Source organism: Myxacorys sp. (assembly GCF_059501405.1).
This window is the reverse complement of the sequence record NZ_JCACCM010000117.1, coordinates 1-19,998: the sequence shown is the minus strand read 5'-3', so window position 1 is coordinate 19,998 and position 19,998 is coordinate 1. Positions and strand designations below refer to the sequence as shown.

The window sequence follows — 19,998 nt, the reverse complement described above, 5'->3', positions numbered from 1 at the left end:
GAACTTGAAAGGTCATGTTAGCTACCTTTGTTTTTATTTCCCGACAACTCTAATAGAAGCGCGATCCTACGGAGCTTCGCGAAGCGAATCGCGTCTTCTGAGTTTGAGTCGGCTGGATGAATTCGACGGACACTTAGACGCTATCTCAAAACTGAACCGCATAACATTGGCGTAGGAAGGTGTGTACTAGACTGCTGCACTTTGCAAAACAAGATTTAAGCAACGGCGAACGTGTACTTCCCAAGAGTCAGTTGTAGGAGGAAAGATTAGTGTGTACAGCATCACGCCACTCATCATGTCAAATACTAGATCAGGATCGATCTCCGGTTGAATTTCATTTCTTGCTTTTGCCCGTTCCAAGACAATCGCAAAAGCTTGTCGCCGAGGTTGTAAGTATTTTGCCCAGTAAATTTGAGCAAACTGAGAATTACTGGAGGCACTGCTGATAATCATCGCAACCGTCTGTCGTCCGAGTGGGCTGAGCGTGATTTGTGCTGCATTCTCAACGAGCGCATCAATATCCCCCCACAAGTTGCCCGTATTCGGGATCACAACCTCTTCTCGCATATTCTCGATGGCATCCGCTACCAACTCTTCTTTACTGACGTAACGGCGGTAGATCGTTGTTTTGCCAACTCCAGCACGAGCCGCAATTGCTTCAATAATCATGGCATCAAACCCAATTTCCGCTAACAACGCTAACGTTGCTTGCAAGATAGATTGATGTGATTCGACACTGCGAGGTCTCCCCAGCTTTTTGTTGATTTCGCTCATAAACGCTATTATAATTTACGAAACGGTATCGTATCGAAATACAGAGTAGACCAAATATGAGTAGTTCTTCCACTTCTCAAACGCTGCCACTACCCCTCGGTCGTCTTGGTTTACCTGTGGTTGGAGAATCCATTCAGTATTTACGTGATCCAGAAGGATTTATCGCCAAGCGACAGCAGCAATACGGCAATGTCTTCAAAACTTCCCTGTTCGGTCGCCCAACCATTGCTTTGATTGGAGCAGATGCCGCACGATTTCTATTTGCCAACGATGGTCAGACACTTGAGATGACCAACACACCCAATTTTGAGGTGTTACTGGGGGGAAAGTCAATTGGTGTTCAAATCGGTGCAGCTCACCAAGTCTTGCGTCGCCAACTGTTTCAAGCCTTCCAGCCGAGAGCTTTAGAAACATATGCGACTACGATGACGGACATGACGCTTGACTATTTACACAAGTGGGAACAGATGGGAACGTTGACTTGGTATAACGAGCTAAAACAATACACGCTCGACATTGCTTGTCGATTATTTATTGACGTTAGTACGAGTGTGGATGAAGAACTGGCGAGCGTTTATGAGATTTGGAGTAGAGGGCTATTGACGATTCCGTTACGTTTTCCTGGCAGTCGGTTCGAGCGGGCAGTACGAGCAAGAGAGCAACTCCTCATGCAATTTGATCAACTGATCAATCAACGCCAGCAACATCCGGCCGATAAGCAGGATGTTTTAAGTATTTTACTGATGGCAAAAGACGAAGCAGGAAATGCGCTCAGCCGAGTTGAGATTAAAGACAACATTTTAGGAATGCTTATTGCAGGACATGAAACACTCACATCAGCACTGACTTCCCTATGTCAGCTTCTGGCTCAACATCCAACCGTATTAGAGGCGCTTCGTGTAGAACAATTACGCCTTGGTTATCCCACCGCTCTAACTCAAGAGACGTTGAAGCAAATGACTTACTTGGAACAAGTTCTAAAGGAAGTTTTAAGACTTGTTCCGCCTGTTGTTCGCAGTGGTTCGCGCCGAGTTTTAGAAGCTTGTGAATTCAGTGGATACCTGATTCCACAGGGGTGGGATGTCTATTATCAAATTCCTGAAACTCATCAAGAGCCGCAAATCTATAAGAATCCAGAACAATTCGACCCTGACCGCTTCTCTTCAGAACGAGCGGAAGACAAACAAAAAGTTTTCAGTCACATTCCATTTGGCGGCGGAATCAGAGAATGCTTAGGGAAAGAGTTTGCTAGATTGGAAATGAAGATATTTGCTGCTTTGTTAGTGCGTCACTATCAATGGGAACTCCTGCCTAACCAAAATCTAGAACGGACTGTGTTACCTTTCTCGCGTCCTCGTGATGGATTAAAAGTGAAGATTTGGCGGTATGAAGGCGAAAACAGCAAAGAATCGTGCTGATTCAGAATGACCAAAATGGATAATAGCCAGAGGACATTAGAAACGATTTGGCGAGTACCAGATAGATTGTGGCACACACTTAAATCAATTCTGGATGAGCATGATCCACCATCACCTGTTGGTAGAAAGCGGATTGATGCCCGTGCTGCACTAGATGCCATCATTTTTCGACTACGGAGTGGGTGTCAATGGAATCAACTGCCTAACGAGTTTCCTGACGATAGTTCGGTGCATCGGACCTTTCAACGCTGGGAACAGATTGGTGTCTTAGACCAAATTTGGACAGCATTGGTTGAAGAATGCGAAGAACTTGGTGGCGTGGATTGGCAGTGGCAAAGTGCAGATGCAGCAATGGCAAAGGCGCGATTTGGCGGAGATGAAATAGGACCAAACCCTACTGGCCGAGCCAAGCCCGGAACCAAACGAAGTTTATGAGTCGAAGCAGATGGTGGACCACTTGCAGCGGTTCTTAGTGGTGCAAACGTTCATGATTGTAAGTTACTCGAAGCGACCTTAAAAGCAATCGTCGTGGAACGTCCAAATCCACAGAACGTTGAACAGCATTTGTGTTTAGATAAGGGGTACGACAATCCCACCGGGCATGATGCAGTTGACACATACAATTACATTCCGCATATTCGTCGAATTGGCGAGGAAAAGTTGGATGAGCATCAGCAGAAACGTTATCCAGCTCGTAGGTGGGTGGTAGAGCGAACACTTGGATGGCTCTCGAAGTGTAGAGCAATTCTGGTGCGGTATGACAAGAAAGCGTGTAACTATTTGGGACTGATCAAGTTAGCTTGTGCATTGCTCTGGTATCGCCGCTGCTGGCGCTTATCCAATCGAATTGATTTTTTCGCACTCAATGCTACTCAAGTTCTAACTTCTCCGTCTTGAGATAGCGTCTTAGCACAGAGAGTGGAGTTTGACCTCAATGGTGAATTGTGCCCAACACTCCCAAGTTCATTCACGCGATTCGCACTTTTAGGAAGGTCAAGCCAGTGATAAGAAGTGGTGGCTAAGACTGGCTAAGGTGATGAGCCAATACCCTCGCCTTCCTTATTCATTCAAGTTTGTCGCTCACTTATCGAAAATTATGAGCGACAAACAAATTAGTTGTCCATAAGTGCAAAGCAAATTGAAAAGGACTAAAGCAGGTTCCCCCATTGGGCTTGGGTCATCTCTTCCCATTGCGTTGTGCTCATCTCTTCCCAGTCGATCGACCCCACTCCATCACTGCTCAATCCCATCGCAAGCACGCCTTGCTCTGGGTTCGAGAAGCCCACAAAACTGAAGCCAAGTGCCAGCCCTGCTCTCACATCTGACTGGGGACGAAGGGCAAAGCCAAGTGCAAACTCACCCACGTTCTCAATGGGCGTCAGGTCATACGTGCGATCGCGGCTCATAAAACTGAATCCAAGCGCCAGCTCCCCATCATCCGTTTGCCGATAAATAGGAGTAATGATTGCAGGATGATCTGCATCGACAAAGCCGAGTAACATGCCATCAAAACTGACCACACACCGCCGCTCTGCCATTGCGATCGCGAATCCATCCATGAGATAGGCGGCTGTGCCATCCGGCTCAATCACATCGCCTCGCGAGAGCGGTTGATAATTAAACCAGCCATCATCCAGATCAGTGGTGATGGCTGCGCCTTTGTAGCGTCCCCAGTAGATGTTGCCCCAAATCGAGGCCAGTCGGCTGGCTTCAGTTTTCGCATTGGCAATGCCCCCACTCACCCCACCAGATTCCACTACGGCTGAAAGATACTCAAAGCTCAGCTCTTTCTGGCGTGGGCGAAATGGCAGCGTTGCATCAGAGGGAAACTTGCCCTTTCCTGACACCGTAATATCTTGAGTCGTGAACGGTGGGGAGTAGGTATCGGGTGCAGGTGGCTGAGCTTGCCCAGAGTTGGAAACTACAATCGTATTGTTGGCAGATGTCAAAAGCATTAGATTTGCCGAATCATAAGCCAGCGACTGCTTAATTAGCTTCTCTCTCAGCTTTGCAACCAGGTCTGGGTAGAGAATCGGAATCACTTTTTTAATGTCCGTTTCGTTTTCCCACTCGCCAAAGGTGCGTTCCCGCCAGGTCTGCACTTGCCGTTCAGATTCGTGCATCGAGCGCATGGAGCGATACTGCGTCACGTTGGCAGGCAACGCTTTGAAGCCAAAATCTTCGGGAATAACTGTGCCGATCGCTCGATAGGTTCGCGTGGTGATTTGTGGTCCATTGCCGAGCTTCTCTAGTTCTGGAATGTCCTGTGGATCATCATCATCAATTGAGCCGCTTCTGAAGATATAAGCCAGTTCATATCGATAAATCACATGGACTTCTTCTACCAGCACCATCGTTCCAAGCAGCAGAAAGAAAATATCGACGACTTTATCCTTGGGGTATGTCTCTAAGACCTTCTCAAACGCTGCATCAAACAGCTTGTAAACTTTCGTGATATGCGTCAGCAAGCGCCCTTGGTTGCCTTGAGAGCATTTGCTCTCCCCGGCTTTACCTGTCACTGGGCTATTCGTCTCGTATTGAAACGTTTCGATTCGATATTCGGAATCGATTAGGGCAGTTCTACCAAACTCGACGAAGCTCCGCCCAGTCTCAAGGGGTAGCACAACGCCTGCTGGCTCCTCTGTCCAAGTTTGGACAGTGCGAAGCTTGCTACTGCGCTCGAACTCATCGAGAGTCCGGGTGCGCTTGACAATAATTTCCGCATCAGAAGATGACCCCGCTAGGAGTGCAGGTCCATACTCCTCAGTTTTGGTTTCGGTTTTATCACCCGTTTTGCGAACGATTGTCACCTTGCCTCTAATCAGCACCTCTTCTGAGGGTTGATCGCCTTCCAGCCGCGAATAATCTGCCGAATCACTCCCCGCATCTAGGCTGAGAATGGGAGCCGATGGCTGGGCATTGATGCTGCTGGCTCGGACGAGTCCATTGCTATCGACCCAGAGAAAGCATCCCGCCGCTGCTGCGATCGCACCTGCCTGCTGGAGATAGTTACCTTCTAAAAGTCGTGGGGATGGATGATTAAGCGAACCGGGAATTGAATCGATGAGGTTTGGGCATCCTGACGCCGCCAGCAGCCGATTGATAATGTCACCCCGCGCGGTGCTAGTTCCGAGACAAATTCCCGATTTATCGCCCTTGCCTTCCTTAAAATTCATCAGGGCAAACACATCGCCCACTTGCAGCGTTAGCTTGCGAGTCTTCAAGTCGAAACCACTATCGAGAATAAATAATCGCCCACCTCTGGGCGATGGGCGCAGTGTGCCAGAGGTATCAGCAATTTGCACAATAATCGCTTGACCACGGCTCCAACGGCTATTCCTGCGATCGTCCAAACTCTCGAAACCAATTGGACGCCCTAAGACAATCTCGCCCGTGAACGTGACTAAACCAGATTGGTCAAGCTTCGAGTCGCTGCCACGAAAACTGATGAGAGCAGGCGTGCAGTCCAGTCCGGCAATACTGATCTGGTAATTACGAATGCTCAGATTAATCATGCGACCACCCGATCAAGTTCTTTCAGCACAAATCGTGCGAGATAGCGATATTGCAAGCTGCCCGTTTCTTCTGCCTTCGGCTCGAACATTCGCACGGCATAAACCGCAGGGTAGGCAATGCCGCCGCCAGAGATCGTGGTGATAGGTCCGGCTGCTTGTCTCGTCGGTGCGATCGCGTCTTCGATATACGGCTGAATCTGGTCTGAAACGGTGATTTGATAGTCCTGCTGGTTGCGTCGGTGGCGCTCTGACCTGGCAAAAATCGCCCACAGCACGCGCCACTGCTCAATTCCTAGATAAACCTGAACCGTCCAAACGTGCTTTGCTTCGTACAAAGTGCCGTCCGAAATCGGGCTGCCAAACAAGCTGTATTCCGTGGTTCCGGTTTCGCCAATGACTCGCTCGTAGCCGCCTTGGGCGAAGCGTGACAACTGGCGATCGCCCAATGTCAGTGAGAAAGTATCAATGCTTAGAGTCAGGGTTCGGGTCATAGGGCAGCGCTCAAACTGCCCTACAGTTCCTACTGAGAGGGAAGCGTAGAGTTTTGACGAAACTACCTGTGCTTAAGGCTGGAAGAAACCTACTTGACGAATAGTTCTCAAAATGAGAACATATAAAAGTCATCTATACGGCCTCAATTACTTTTGGGTTCGCGGCAATTATGCGTAGAAACGATCGCATCTTGTAATGGTTTGATCGTTTGTTCTACTTGTCTCGAAGTCCAAAGGTAATTGAGGCCGTATAGCTTACCAAACGTGAGTCAGAACATGAACAACTCTCCATCCATCAATTTGAGAAACGAATTTTATGCACATCATCGCTATACGCAACCTGCGCTCAGACGCCGCAAAGTATTCGGATGTTAGCAAGAAGATTGAAGCCTGGTATCAGGTTGTAAAGCAAGCTTCCTGGCAGAACCTAGAAGAAGTTCGCACCGTGTATCGCGATGCTGAAGCGGTCGGTAATCTCACCGTTTTCAACATCAAAAGCTATCGCCTCATCGTTTCGATCGATTATGAATCTCAAACGGTGTATTACAAGTATTTTCTAACTCATGCAGACTATGACAAGGGGGTATAGAAAGATGACCCTTACTTTTGATAAAAACAACTACGGGCAACTCTTGGCAGAGTTTAAGCCTCAAGTGATTGATTCTGAAGCAGAGTACGATCGGGCACTTGAGGCTGTAGAGCAGCTGATGGGATGCCAGAATCGCGCTCCAGAGCAGACCGAACTCTTAAAGCTTCTGGTGGCGCTGATTGAGGCATATGAAACCACTCATTATCCAATGGAGGCGTCCACTCCTCAGGAGATGCTCGAACATTTGATGGAGTCGGCAGGCGTTAGGCAAGCTGACCTAGTTGGAGTCCTGGGTTCCAAAGGCGTTGTATCAGAGGTAGTGAACGGCAAGCGTTCAATCAGTAAGGCACAGGCCAAGGCACTAGGAGAGTTTTTTCACGTCTCTCCCAGTTTGTTTATCTGAGTTAGCAACGAGTCTGTCAATCTGCTCTCAGTCTTCAAGGCGTAGTAAATTCCATAACAAACATCAATCAAATCATTCCGTGGTGATTTCTATCTAGCCTAAGTGCGCGACATAGAGGGCGTAAGCTATCCAATGGATATAACAGAACACGACCTAACTCACCACAGCGAGACAAGGCTGTAGATTGGGAAGAATGCCCTTACTGATAAATTGTTGATACAAGCCAAAGAAGTCAGCATGAACAAGCCTTCTCATCTCCTCATCCGTCTCGCGGTCTTCTTTCCTTGCTGGCTCACCGTACTGCCTACACCCAGCGCCTTTTCTCAACTGCCAGCAGGGACAAGTCGCACTGAACTGCCATCTGTAGAACGACTGTTTAAAGGCGAGTTTGACCTATTCTCGCCGTTCTATGATTGCTGGAACCTCTCCTATCGACTGAACGACGTCGCCTATGAGAGGCAGTTGCAACTGAAGGGCGAGCTCGGGACGCTATCGACCACAATTTTGAATCCTTCCACGAAGCAACGTGAGCGGGTTCAGCAAGCAGTGAGGGTGAGTGATGCTGGGCTACGGCGGCAGATCTTTTTAGGGTTAGATCGGATCAAACAACGCAGGGCAACCGAACACGTACTCTCACTAATTAGTCGGCAAATCGAGAGCGGCCGCTTGAAAGGCGAGCCACTAAAAGATGCAAAGCAATTTCAGCAAACGCTACAGACACTGCTGACGCATCCGAATCCTCAGGAGGTCCTGCTGAAAGCCATGAAAGCGGAAGCCGTGAAGGGCTTTCAGCAGGATCAGCAAAGGATTGAAGCCGAGACCCGCGAGGCTGAGAAGATTTTAGATGAAGGGATCGAACAACGGCGTCAACAAATTGTGACCATCTTGAACGACAAAGAGCAAAGAGGGCAATTAGATGGGCAAATCAAACAAATAACTGAGGCCATTAACTCTAATCAACTCGAGGGAGAGCAGTTAAAAGCGGCGAAGCAGGCATTGGTAGAATTACAGGCACTTCGCTCAAATCCCGCCAATGCTTACACTAAGCGCTCTCAAGCGTTTCGAGATCAAAAGCTTCAGGAGATTCGCAGCCGCAGGCAAAGCTTGTTGGAACAGGCTCAAAATGAATTGAGCAAACAGATGTTGGTTGTCGACAATATGGATAACGGTTTAGTAGTTGTGACATCCCAGACGAGCGACCGCGATACGTCTCCTAGAGCAGCGATGACCCACTCTCAAGCTTTTGCTCTGCAAATCAGGAATGGTAATTACAGTGCTAAGACTTGTAGCGCGAAAGGTGACTGTGCGCCTGTAGAGGTGATGGCGTGCCTGCCCCACTAATTTGCGAGGCAGAATTGCCATCCGAATTAGTGTCAATGTAGCTCACCGGAAGGTCGATGGTTGGGCTGTTGCTCATTGTTGACGTTAGTAGGCGTCAAAATTATAGACACACGGCGTTTCAGGAAGTTGCGATCTCTGCGAAATTATAGGTTCGCTTATTCGTAAATCTCTCGGTTAGCGCTTAGAGCAAGGATGAATTCCTCCCAACTGGCGAGAGTTGGTTTGGAAGGATTAAAGATTTCGTAGGCTAGAGCCTGCTGATTCATTCATGAACGTAGCGTAATCACTCACGGGATCTTGAGAATTGAACGTCAGAGACCTTGGCGTATTCGCCAGCTTTTCAATCCGATCGGTCATCTGCTTTAATGCCCCAATCACATCGCCGCCGCTCGTTGCAGCTTTATTCACCGCAGACGCCACGCCGATGGCGTTTGGTCCTGATTTGAAGCTATCAAGCTTACTGGTCAGATCGGCCACCTCACCAAACCCGCTTTTGGAAGCAATCATGCTGAGGAACTCCTTCTCCCTGCCAGAGCTGAGGTTCAAGGCAGTCAGGACCGCTTCACTCTGCCCTTCCTGGCCACGGAACTCATTGCCCGCGATCACTTGACTGAATGCCCGTCGTGCATTGTCATAAGCTGTAATGTCGCTGCCTGAGAGTGTTAAGCTGCCACCCGCGCCCAGGCTGCCACCACCTGCACTGGCACTCGCTGCACCACCTGCAAAGCCGCCGCCATTAATTCCTGCCTCATCTCTTGCCTTGGCCAGCTCGCGATCGCGTCCACGTTGGTTGGCGGCATTCGTCGCGTCGAGTTCATTTCTAGCCTGCTGCTGTTTCAGGTCGCTAACCTGCTGCTCTTGAGCAATTCGCTTGTCTAAAAGAGCATTTTGATCCTGAGCAATGCCAATATTCTCGCGAGCAAACCCTAACCCCTTCCGAGCATTATCCAAATAGTCTTGTGCAGAGGAAACTTCCTCTCCATCACCTGATTTCTTCGCTTCACGCAATTCCTGCTGAGCATCCAGCACATTGCGTTGTGCAGCGTTCTCAGCTACTTTCGCCTCATTCAGGGCACGCCGTGCAGAAACCTTTTCTAATTCGAGTTGAATCACTAACGACTCGCGTTCAAGCTGCTGCTGCTGTAGCAACAAGGAAACCCGTTCGCGATCGACTTCTACCTCTAACGATTGGCGATTCGCTGTCAGAGTGACAATATCACCCGTGCCTGTGCCTGATACTCCACTGCCGCCAATCTGCTGCTGCAAAACGGCTCTGAGATTGGTTCCGGTTTCCTTTGATTGCAGCGCCTTAACTGCATCAATATTTTCATTTGCTATTTTCATTTGCTCGATCGATGCCAATTTTGAGCGTGCTCTGGCGAGCATCCGCGATCGCATTCGTCAACTTTAGTTCTGACTCTAGAGCGGTTTTTTTGTTATTGAGCGATCTCGTCTCCGCTTCTGCGACCTGAGCAATTTTCTTCAGCTCAATCTGTGCCGAGAGTTCGACAAGCTTATCGCGCTGCGCTCTAGCGTTCTGAACAATTTGCCGTTTGCGATCTTCAGCTTCTTTATCAGATAGGACTTTCACCGTTTCCTGTGCAGCTTTGGGAGCCTCAACATCAAACCCTAAGTCCTTGAAGAATTCAAACTGCTGCTGCTCTCTGGGGTCAATCGGACGATTCACCACTTGAGCGGTGTTGAGTCGTGTTACTTCGTCATACTCCTTCTGAAGTTGATCGAATCGCTGCTGGGCTGCATCCTGTTCTGCCGTTGCCGATGCAATTTGAGTTTTGATGCCCACAAACCCGCTACTGTCGAGGCCACCCAGCTTGAAATTGATGGCACGATCGCTAAGCTGTGCATCAATGCTGTCGTTGACTAACTTAGAGGTACGCTCAAATTTCTCGATAATCTTGCGATTGATTGCTTCTCTCAGTGCGAGTTCCTGCTCTGCCTGACGTACAGACAAATCAGCCAGGTTATTGCTCAGATCCTGCGAGCGCCTCTCATATTCCTCTTTCTTGACAATGCCACGAGCAAATGCCGACTCAAGCTCATCCAGTTGAGTTTGAGCACTCGACTTCTGGGCGTTAGCACTGTTCAATCCGATCTGCGCCCCAGCGATGCCAGCATCCTCTTCAGAAATTGACTTGCCAATCTTCTGACGAATCAATCCAACCGTTGCAGCCGATTCTTGCTGCTTAATAGCTGCTTCCCGCTTACGGGCAGAGCGCTCAATTTCAGCTAGTTTCGCAGCTTCGGCGGCTTTGACAGCAGCCACTTCATTTTGAGCATTCTGCACTTCTTGATCACTAATGCGATCGCCAATCTCACGACGCTGCTTCTCGTATTCTTCAGCCGACAATGTACCTGCCGCAAATGCTGCCTCAATCCCGTCGAGTTGTTGCTTCGTGCTATCGAGTTCAGCTTTGCCCTTGGTGACCTGGAGGTTGGCACTTTCAGCACTGGCATCGGCTTCATAGATTGAACCAGTCTTCTGTTTTTCGAGCAATCCAATTTGAGCTGTGTTCGAGTCACGCTTAATCTGGGATTCTCGCCCGCGATTCGCTTTCTCAATTTCGGCAAGTTTGGCTTGCTCTTCTGCCTTACGCACGGCGAGACGGGCGCTGGCTCCATCTTTCTCCAGTGCCGTTTGCTGATCTTGAGCTTTTTTATAGTTGATCAGGTTGTCGATGATGGGCTTGGCGTCACTATTAGCGGTCGCTTTGGCCAGCTCCAAATCTGCGATCGATGAGTCAAGATTCGCAGTCCGACCCGTTGAGCCAATCCGGGCACTGCCTAATTTATCCAGAATCTCTGGGTCTTGCAGTTTTTTAGCCAGCTCGTCGAGAACCTGCTTATTCCCCTCAAATTCAGCACTGGCTTTATCAAGTTCACGTTTAGCCGACTGCACTGGGGCATTAATGCTGGCGTTGGTATCGCTGCCGAATTGCGCCAACTGCTGCGTGAGGTCTTGAGTGACTCCTTTGTTAAACGCATTATCCGACTGGCGTTTAACTTCCTCTAATTTCGACGACATTTCAGAGAAAGCTTTGCTGAGCTCCCGTGTTTTGTCGGTTGTGATGCCTATCTTGGCCTGCAAGCGATCGAAGGAGTTCTGAGCCGCAAACAGCCCTTGCAAATCGCCTTCCAGCCCTTTACGACGGTCCGGCGATAAATTGTCGCCAGCGAGCGCCTGCTTCACATTGTTGATCTGCGCCGTGACTGCCGATTGCTTCTCGGTAAAGGGATCGATTAGTTTCTTGCGCTCTGCCTGCTTCGCTGCAATCTCAGTATCGAGATTCCTCAGTTGCCCCTTATCCGCTCCCGGCGCTGTGGTGAGCAGATTCCTTCGATTCTGCAAGTCTTGAATTTCTTTGTCGATTCCCTTGGCGCTCGCGAGTGTGTTCGCGTTTTCGTTCTCATTGCCTAATGCCTGCTGTGTTGCTTTGCGAGTGCCATCACGAAAGAGATCGAATTGCAATGATTCACGCTGCTGCTGCAGTTCCTCAACGGTGGTCCCCGGTCGAAACTCAAACCGCCCGCCCGTGAGCTGCGATGAAACGGAGGCAAATTGATCTTGGAATGCAGCGCCCGTGATATAGCTGCTGATCGGGTTGCTGTTAGCTGCTTTGATTAAATCATCGGATTTGAGTGATAAACCAGCCTGGTCGAGTCCTGTCGCACCTGCTAGGCCAAGAGTAAAGTCAAAGCCCTTAGAGGTGCTCTTGCCCGTTTTAGCCGGGATTTTATCGACTTCACCCCGTGCCCGTTTTGCCGCATCCTCAATGCGCTTAAGGTTGGTTTCTCCCTGGTCACCAAAGTCTTTAAACTGTTTGCCCTTCTCGCTGAGGCTGAAGACTTCACCCACGGCACGACCCGTTTCAACCACGCCTGCGAGTAGGGCAGCTTGTCCGGCAAAACCACCAACCCCAGCGAGTGCAGCTCGCCCTGCTCCGCCCTTAGCAAAGGTTTGTTTTAGATCGATGCCCGATGCCAGTCCACCGACCTGAGTTGCCAGCCCAGAAAGATTTATTTTGCCTAGCCCTGAGAACCGGAACGCGAGAGCGGTTGCCAGCAGCAGCAGCTTATCGACATTATTCGCCAGCAGCCCGATCGCACCATTCAGAACATTCGCGCCAGCCGCCACCGCAGGCAGTGCTAGTTTTCCAGTGTTCTCTTGCAGCGTTTGGAACGAACTACCGAGGCGATTGAGCGACGCTTGCACACTCTGGCTTGAACTTTGTGCCGCACCTGCAAACTCAACCTGCAACTGCCGTGCAAATTTTGGTAGAAAATCATTTGCCGTGACTGAACCCGTTTCGAGAAGTTTGTTGAGTTCCCCGTCTGTTACTCCGATCGCCCGTGCCGCGATACTGAAAGCACCCGGAATCCGCTCACCAAGCTGCCCGCGCAATTCTTCTGCCTGAACCTTGCCCTTCGAGGCAATTTGACCCAGAGCCATAATTGCCCCACTCGATTCTTCAGCCGACAAGCCGAGCGTGGTGGAGGCTTGCCCCAATCCCGTGACTAAATCTTTCGTCACTTGCCCTGCGGCGGCTGTGCCCTTGGTGGAAGCCGACAACTTTACAAATCCATCTTGCAGCGCTCCCAGTGGCGCTCCCAACCGATTCGCCTCGTCTCGAATGAATGCCAAATCCTTCCCGGCATTCGCCCCAGAGCTAAAACTGAGGGCAGTTTTCAGTTTGTCGAGTTTGATCGCAGCGCTAATCGATTCCGATGCGAATTTCTGAATTTGAGGAACGACGGTCGATAGCACCTGAAAGGCAATGAATCCTTTAATTGCGATCGCAGCATTGGCAGCTAGAAACTTCAGGCCACTGTTTATCTTGTCAAAGCCCTCTGTCGCACCTCCAGAAAACAGACCGGATAAGGTATTCGCGATGCCAGGGAGGTTGACGCCGAGGGCTTTGAGGCTTTCATTTGCAGCCTTGGCATAGTCGCCCGCTTCCTTCGCGACCACACCCTTTAAGCGGGATGCTGCATCCGTGCCACCACCCTGAAGTGGATCAACTTCGTTCGCGAATATCTTGTCCTGTTTCTGCTGAATTCGCGCTGCTTTTTGGTCAAATTTCTCAGCATTGCTCTGCGCCCGACCGACGATCGCAATATCATCGGCGTTGGTCAAGCCCTGAATTGTCGAGCCATTGCCGACACTCCGAGCTGCAACTTGCGCTTCGAGCTGTGCCAGCCGCAGTGGATCAACTTTCGTGGCAGTGTCTGGTTTGTTACCCCGACCGAACAGGCGTTGCAGCAGTCCCTGCTTTGGAGGCGCAACGCGAGCGAGAATATCAGGCGTATTGCTCTCGAAGCTGTAGGCATCGGTTTCAAGCTTGCGAACGGCGTCGAGCTGGCTACCGCTCACCCCTTGGCGTCGGGCAATATCAACCGAGGCATTGATCTGCGATCGCTGCTTCTGATTTAGGTTTGCACCATTCGACAGCTTCGGTGATGCTGCTGCCTCTTCAATACTGAGCTGCCCGCCAGCTAATTGAATGCTGTGGCGTCCTTCGTGGGTGAGGGCGTCGAGCTGGGTGGCGTGGCGTTTCAGTTCTGAAGCCTTCTTCTGAAGAATGCTGCCGAGCTTTTCATCAATCAGAATCGTGTTCTGCTCAATCTCGAAGAATGCCTGCGCCCCTAACTGCTTCAGCTTCTTGCCATCAATCGCCAGTTTAGGAATGTTGTTCGGGTCAAAGGCAACCCCAGACAGGGTGGCAATCTCTCGATAAATCGCCTCGTAGTTGCGCTGAACCTGTGCCAGCTTCTTCTCATTGCTGGGCAGCAGCGACTTGAACCGTTCTAGTAGCCCTTTACTGGTTGGCACTTGTGCTCTGGCCAGTCCATTAATCTGCGGCTCTTGGAATGGCTCAGCAGCCTTCTGAATTTTGGGAACGGCGAACGATGCTGCGAGAGCGCCCTTAAATGGCAGTGCTCGCAGCAGCCCAGCGCCGGGAACCACACCAGAGAGGGCATCTAATCCAGCGTTGGCAACTTTGGCAGTGGTGTTCCCGATCGCAAACCCTGCCAGGTCTCCGGTTAAATCTTTGGCACTGGGTCGACCACGAGAAATGAGCTGGCGTGCAATTAATGCGCCACCAATGTCACCTGTTAGCTCTGGCAAGATACCAAACTGACTGCCCAACTGTGATGCCGCGAACCCTGCCCCATTCACCGCTAAATCAGTGGCTAAGTCTCGTGCCTTGGGAGACTTGGCAATCGCGCCCAGCGTGCCCTTAATCGTCGGCTGTGGCTGGACCTCAAATTGTTTTGCAGCAAAGTTGGTGAGCTTGCGGAACCCTTCTTTCAGGGTTGTGCCGAGCGTGGCCGTTGCAGGCTCCACATCTTCAATCGAGGCTCTAGCCAGCCCGCGCACGCGAGCATTCTGTGCATTAACCGCAGCGCTGCGAATCGTGTTGTTCTGCTCGTTGCGGGCATCATTCAACGTGGGATTATTGCGGACGGTGTTCTCGATTCGTCCTTGCGTTCCGGTGAGCGATTTCAGAGTTTCACCCGATAGGTTTTGACCTTTCAGGTTGTCAATTTCTGCGATCGCGTTCTGCGTGCCAGATAGAATCTCATTAATCAGTTTTTCGCGATTCTTACCCGTTGAGTTTTGCAGTTGGGCTAACCGCTTATTAATATCCTTCTCAGCCTTCGCAAGCCGTTTTACAGCCTCCTTCTCGGTCGATTTATCAAACCCTGCGATCGGCGTGCCATCTCTGCTAATTTCAGCCCCAACCTGTGCCAGAATCTGATCGACTTGGGGTTGATTGCGGAATCCTTTCAACCGTTCAATCAAGTCATCTTTCGATGTCTTGGTATTGGTCCCCTTAATGCCTAGCTTGCGGGTGGCAGCGAGTAGCTGAGGCTTCGTGAATTGCTGAAATGAAGGTGCAAGTTCAACTTGAGGAGCAACCGCAGCACTAATGGCGGCTGATTTCTCTTGAACAGCAGGTAAAGCAGCAACCGTTCTCGTGGGTTCAATATCAACGGTGGCTTGAGGCAGTGCTTTACAGAGGCAGAGGGTAAAGCACGCCTGGTTGATTCTTGGGGCAGTGCAGACTTTAATGCGGCTTCTCCTGCCTTGCCCACTGTGCCCTGAATCAGTTTGCCGCCGAGAAGCACCGTGCCCGCTTGCACCGCCATTTCTCCAACGGAAGCGCTTAAGCTCTGAATGGCTCCCGTGACGGCGCTCGTAATGGGAGCCGCCGCAGGCGCTAATAGATTGGGGACGGTATGCCCGAACAGCGTGGCAGTTTGAGGGATAGCTTGAGCAATCAAATTCGATGCCGATGCCGCTCCACCTGCTGCTTGAGTCAGTGGCGTAATTGCCCCACCCACGAGATGACTCAATCCTTCAGCCGCGATCGCGCCACCTGGGAGAAGATGAGTCGCCGCCGCAAAGCCAGCCGCAGGAATGACAAGCTGTTTTGTAACACCCTTAATGGTCCTGCCAAGCGGAATCATATCGAGCGCGAGTGATTCCAGACCGGATGCCAGCGAATAACCTGTCTTGGCCACCGCCGTTAAGCCTTTCACCGCAAGCCCTGCGCCACCTAACACCGCTTGCACCTGGTCAGACGAGGCAACCGATTGCACCGCTCCAACCGACCCACGAGCTACATTGCCTGCGGTCCTTGCGATTGCACTATTGCGCTCTTGCCTTGCCAGTTGCTGCTGTGCCTGGGCGCGGGTGAGTTCGTTGACCCGTGGCTGCAATTGTCGTAAATTGTCTTGGCTCGTGAGCTGGCTGATGAGGTCCGACTTCTTCAGTTTGTCGGCATTCTCAATGCCAAATTCTTGAGCTAATGGAACCAGTGTCTTTTTACGATTGAACTGCCCCAAAGAATCGGAGAGTTGAGACTGCACATCGAACGGCTTGATGATGGCAGCATCCTGCAAGGCGTCCTGCTCTTGGGCGATGCGCTGCTCAGCATTGGCGAGTGACTGTGCTAAATCTTGCTGCAACTGCACAATCTCGTCAGTCGGCAGAATTTCCAAATCGCGAGCCTTGGCCAGCAGTGGTTCAAATTCGTCAGATAGAGCCTTAATTCAGGCGCGGGCCGCGTCAAACTCTTCTGTTAAATCGACCGTGGCAGATTGAGCAATGGCTTTGAGCTGTTTTAGCCCAGTGAGTTGAGCTTGCAGCAAGCTATTGTCAACTTTGCCGCCGCCGATACCAACAGCATCCTCAAACCCTGTGACCGTGCGATCGCGTTTAATTGCTGACTGAATTTTGGGAGCATTGCGAGCCGCGAAGGTATAGGCATCTGCTTCGAGCTTTCTAGATTGGCGTTCTGCTTCAACGCTGCCCTTTCCTGCGGCTGAGCCTTCAATGCGATATCCAAACTGTTTAAGTTCGTCAGCATTTGGTTTTAGCAGTCCATCTGACTGAGCAGCTTGAGCACGAGTTTTGCGCCCAAAATCAAATTGGAAGGCGTGCTCAATTTCATGGACTAAGGTTTGAAATTCTTCGGCGCTAACTGTCCCTTGATCAAGGTTTGATTTCAGTTTTGATGACAGCAGAATCGAGTTCTTGTCACTTTGAAATGCTGCATTTCTGCCCTTGGCAGTTGTTTCCTCATCACTAACGACAATCTTGGGCACATCAGCGGCTTGTACCGACTCACCCCGAATCTGCGCCACCTCTTGCACAATCTTTCCAAGCGGTGTGGCGAGCTGAGTGCCTTCAACTTTAGGAGCGGGTGCAGATGGGGCACGGGTGGCTGAGGTCTTAGCATCAACCCCTAATCGGGCAAGCTGTTCTCGAATGGCTTGTTGCCTCTCTTGGAGCTGCTTTCTGCCTCGTAAGAGTTGTCGTGCTCTATCTTCATCGCCAGCCGCGATCGCATCCTGAATGATTTGATTGGTCTGCTGTTCCTCTTTAATGACTTGATTGAGGGAAGCCGTCAGTCCATTCGCTTTTGACTTCACCGCTAGAGGCTGAGCACTCTGAGCCGCTAGCGATTTGAGCTGTATTTCTTCCCGTGCAATCGCTTCGCTGATATTTTCGTATAAGACTTTCCGTTGTGCTTGGCGCTCTTGCAGTTGAAGAATTTTTGCTTCAATTGATTTAATCTTGGCTTGGTCTTGCTCTGATTCAGGAAGCTGTAGCTCTCGGTTTCTCAGTCCTCTAATCTGGTCGATGGATTGGGCATCCGCTCGGCTGCTCTCTCTCAGTGCCGATTGTTTCTGCTGCAAACCACCGAGCGACTGCTTTCGAGTCTGAATTTCAGCCCCAATACTTTCAGGTGTGCGAATTAGGCCGAGGGCTTCGAGTCCTTCAAACGGCTGCAACTTCTGCTGTAATTGGCGCTGGGCCACCGCGAGCTTGTCTTCAATCTCAACAATGCGCTCGACTTCATCTTTGAAGTAGGATTCAGCCGTTTTGTTAATCTCGCCCAGTGAAGTGGTCAGGCGCGTAATCCGGTCTGCAACCTGCTTACTGCTATTCGAGGTGGATTTGAGTTCCGATTGCAGTTGGGATAATTTAGTCGATTTCTGGGCGATGCTGCTCTCAACCTCTGCAATTTGGGCAGCGTCGGCAGTGCCACTCGATTTCAGGTCCGTGAGAGATTGTTGCGAGGCTTCAATGCCTGCGAGTTCTGCCTTAATTTTCTTAGTTAATTCGGTGGCAGTTTTCTGATTGTCTTTGAGCTGTGCCTGGGCTTTCTCAATATTCTGCTTAACTTGCGGTGCCCCAAGCCGATTCGCGACCACTTCGGTTTTCTGCGAGGTGCGATCGCGCAATTGTTGAACAGTGGCAAATTGCTGAGCTAATTTTTGCTGCTCGGCTCGAATCTGGGGACGGTCAGCATTTGCCGCCTCAGCTTGATAGAACCGTGTCGCTTCAACCGTGCTGCTCTGCTGCTGTTGGCGCTGGCGTGATTGCACTGACCCGGATTCGACCAAGATGTTATTCTTGCCAACTAACTCTTGGATCACGTTCTGAACCAGTCCAGCATCCTGCCCCAAACTGTCGACTAATTCTTTCGTGAGACTTGAGGCCAGCTCGCGTCCAACGAGTCGGAAGCTACCAATAATGGGTGCAAGTTGAGCATCAATGCCCTCAGAAATGCCCGTGCCCAAATCCTTGCTGATTTGCTGCCCAACGCCCAACCCAATGCCAGAAAACACGTTGCCGAGCACGCCTGTGACGAGTTTCAGTGGTGCGGTTAATGCACTCGCTGAACCACCGAATATGTTGCCCTTGCCGATTTTGCCGATCGCACCTTCTAAATTCTTCTCGAATCCCTGGAACGAGCTGTTGAGGCTCTTAGTGATGGCAGTTTCAATGCCAGAGGAATCGACTGCGACCTTCTGGGTGAGGGTTTGCGCTGCCGAGGCGTTTGCACCGTTGGCAGTGCGAACCGTGACGGGAATCTGGATGCCAGATAATTCTTGCTTTAGTTGGGTAATCGACTGCCGGACATCGGAAATATTGGCTTTGATATCAATCGAGCGATTCTTGAAGTCGCCCAGCCGCCGATCAAGCGCATCTAGTCCTGAGAAATCAACCCGTGGGGTGAGCGGTGATGATTTGAATAAGTTGTTGACTTGGTTGAAGTGTTTAACTTTCAGGTCTAAGTGCTTGTTCAGTGCTGTGAGCCGCGAATCGTCGACCTGGGCTGTCACCTTAAACGAGCGATCGCCAAACTGCCCTAAGCGTTTTTCTAAAGCACTTATCCCGGATTCATCGATCGCAATGCCGACGCTAATCGTGCGATCTGTTAATGCATTTAACTTGCCATTGAGCAAATCAATCGCAGCATCATTCGTCTGAACATTGATGCTGACGTTTCTGGATGCAATCCGACCCAAGCGGGCGTCTAATTGCTCAAACCCTGTGGTGTCGAGATCAATGCCAACGCGAACCCGGCGATCGCGCGTCAGTGTTTTAAGCTGCGATTCGACTGCGTTGAGGTTCGCGATCGCAACTTGCGCCTGGATCTGAGGCTTGAGTTGGGAGAGATTGTTGACCTGCTGCCGCAGTGCCCGTGTGTCAAGAGTTGCCGCAAATGCAATCTGTCCGCCCTTGAGCGATCGCAACTGCTGAAGGTCGCGATCGAATGCCGATTTTTCAAGGCGTAGCTCGATATTTAGACTGCCGACCGTTTCAGACATGCTCTAACCCAAATTTCTGGGTTAGGTTTCCTATGGCTAGAAGAGAGGGATTTGGTCGTAGTCTCATGCCAACCCTTGCTCACTCTTCAAGCTCGTTGCAGATGAAGCTGTATTGAAAGAGACCCGACTACCTCAGACTGCCAACCCGCTCTAACTCTTCAAGGAGATCGCAGCCGATCAACTACAAAAAAGCTTAGGATCTGCCAACCCGTTGCAGAACAAGATCAACCCAAGCGATCCCACAATCTCAGTCTGCCAACCCGCTCTCATACCAAGTGGATCAATACATGCTACAGATAATAGCAGTCGCGTTTGAGGC

General features: G+C 50.5%; 11 protein-coding genes and 1 pseudogene. 5 read left to right on the top strand and 7 right to left on the bottom strand.

Annotation, left to right across the window (positions count from 1 at the left end; genetic code table 11):
• Window positions 1-186: 186 nt before the first annotated feature.
• Complete coding sequence (locus tag AC5I6P_RS15800; RefSeq protein WP_495694734.1) at window positions 187-774, bottom strand: TetR/AcrR family transcriptional regulator; 588 nt, start codon at window positions 772-774, stop codon at window positions 187-189.
• 56 nt (window positions 775-830) lie between these two features.
• Between AC5I6P_RS15800 and AC5I6P_RS15795 the strand changes: the two genes are divergently transcribed.
• On the top strand, window positions 831-2,192 hold the full coding sequence (locus AC5I6P_RS15795; protein WP_495694733.1) for a cytochrome P450: 1,362 nt from the start codon (window positions 831-833) through the stop codon (window positions 2,190-2,192).
• 15 nt (window positions 2,193-2,207) lie between these two features.
• Window positions 2,208-3,089, top strand: a pseudogene (locus AC5I6P_RS15790) (IS5 family transposase).
• Between the two features lie 251 nt (window positions 3,090-3,340).
• Here AC5I6P_RS15790 and AC5I6P_RS15785 read toward each other — a convergent pair.
• Both AC5I6P_RS15785 and AC5I6P_RS15780 read right to left on the bottom strand, forming a co-directional pair.
• Entirely contained in the window at window positions 3,341-5,707 is a 2,367-nt protein-coding gene (locus AC5I6P_RS15785; protein ID WP_495694732.1) for a hypothetical protein, read from the bottom strand.
• Window positions 5,704-6,198, bottom strand: coding sequence for a hypothetical protein (locus AC5I6P_RS15780; protein WP_495694731.1), 495 nt, complete (start codon window positions 6,196-6,198; stop codon window positions 5,704-5,706). Before AC5I6P_RS15780 ends, AC5I6P_RS15785 begins: the two co-directional genes overlap by 4 nt.
• Window positions 6,199-6,514: 316 nt before the next feature.
• Here AC5I6P_RS15780 and AC5I6P_RS15775 point away from each other — a divergent pair, with 316 nt between their 5' ends.
• The 3 genes from AC5I6P_RS15775 (at window position 6,515) to AC5I6P_RS15765 (ending at window position 8,531) form a co-directional block, all read left to right on the top strand.
• Window positions 6,515-6,787 carry a type II toxin-antitoxin system HigB family toxin gene (locus AC5I6P_RS15775; protein ID WP_495694730.1) on the top strand — a complete coding sequence of 91 codons (273 nt, stop codon included), beginning with the start codon at window positions 6,515-6,517 and terminating at the stop codon, window positions 6,785-6,787.
• Window positions 6,788-6,791: 4 nt separating this feature from the next.
• Window positions 6,792-7,190 (top strand): helix-turn-helix domain-containing protein, encoded by a 399-nt coding sequence (locus tag AC5I6P_RS15770; RefSeq protein ID WP_495694729.1) that lies wholly within the window; start codon window positions 6,792-6,794, stop codon window positions 7,188-7,190.
• A gap of 237 nt (window positions 7,191-7,427) precedes the next feature.
• Window positions 7,428-8,531: a hypothetical protein gene (locus AC5I6P_RS15765; RefSeq protein ID WP_495694728.1), complete on the top strand. Its 1,104-nt coding sequence runs from the start codon at window positions 7,428-7,430 to the stop codon at window positions 8,529-8,531.
• A gap of 231 nt (window positions 8,532-8,762) precedes the next feature.
• Here the strand turns inward: AC5I6P_RS15765 and AC5I6P_RS15760 are convergent, their stop codons facing one another.
• Genes AC5I6P_RS15760 through AC5I6P_RS15745 form a run of 4 tightly spaced genes read right to left on the bottom strand, consistent with a single transcriptional unit; the run spans window position 8,763 to window position 19,679 of the window.
• Window positions 8,763-9,875, bottom strand: a complete 1,113-nt coding sequence (locus AC5I6P_RS15760; RefSeq protein ID WP_495694727.1) for a hypothetical protein — start codon at window positions 9,873-9,875, stop codon at window positions 8,763-8,765.
• On the bottom strand, window positions 9,859-15,354 hold the full coding sequence (locus tag AC5I6P_RS15755) for a tape measure protein (protein ID WP_495694726.1): 5,496 nt from the start codon (window positions 15,352-15,354) through the stop codon (window positions 9,859-9,861). Before AC5I6P_RS15755 ends, AC5I6P_RS15760 begins: the two co-directional genes overlap by 17 nt.
• Window positions 15,355-15,392: 38 nt before the next feature.
• Window positions 15,393-16,556 carry a hypothetical protein gene (locus AC5I6P_RS15750; RefSeq protein WP_495694725.1) on the bottom strand — a complete coding sequence of 388 codons (1,164 nt, stop codon included), beginning with the start codon at window positions 16,554-16,556 and terminating at the stop codon, window positions 15,393-15,395.
• 51 nt (window positions 16,557-16,607) lie between these two features.
• A complete protein-coding gene (locus AC5I6P_RS15745) occupies window positions 16,608-19,679 on the bottom strand; it encodes a coiled-coil domain-containing protein (protein ID WP_495694724.1) in 3,072 nt (1,023 codons plus the stop codon).
• Window positions 19,680-19,998: the final 319 nt, after the last annotated feature.

What these genes read in the sequence shown, in the direction of transcription:
- AC5I6P_RS15800 (WP_495694734.1), bottom strand. Translation starts at nt 774, where the DNA reads ATGAGCGAAATCAACAAAAAGCTGGGGAGACCTCGCAGTGTCGAATCA.
- AC5I6P_RS15795 (WP_495694733.1), top strand. Translation starts at nt 831, where the DNA reads ATGAGTAGTTCTTCCACTTCTCAAACGCTGCCACTACCCCTCGGTCGT.
- AC5I6P_RS15785 (WP_495694732.1), bottom strand. Translation starts at nt 5,707, where the DNA reads ATGATTAATCTGAGCATTCGTAATTACCAGATCAGTATTGCCGGACTG.
- AC5I6P_RS15780 (WP_495694731.1), bottom strand. Translation starts at nt 6,198, where the DNA reads ATGACCCGAACCCTGACTCTAAGCATTGATACTTTCTCACTGACATTG.
- AC5I6P_RS15775 (WP_495694730.1), top strand. Translation starts at nt 6,515, where the DNA reads ATGCACATCATCGCTATACGCAACCTGCGCTCAGACGCCGCAAAGTAT.
- AC5I6P_RS15770 (WP_495694729.1), top strand. Translation starts at nt 6,792, where the DNA reads ATGACCCTTACTTTTGATAAAAACAACTACGGGCAACTCTTGGCAGAG.
- AC5I6P_RS15765 (WP_495694728.1), top strand. Translation starts at nt 7,428, where the DNA reads ATGAACAAGCCTTCTCATCTCCTCATCCGTCTCGCGGTCTTCTTTCCT.
- AC5I6P_RS15760 (WP_495694727.1), bottom strand. Translation starts at nt 9,875, where the DNA reads ATGAAAATAGCAAATGAAAATATTGATGCAGTTAAGGCGCTGCAATCA.
- AC5I6P_RS15745 (WP_495694724.1), bottom strand. Translation starts at nt 19,679, where the DNA reads ATGTCTGAAACGGTCGGCAGTCTAAATATCGAGCTACGCCTTGAAAAA.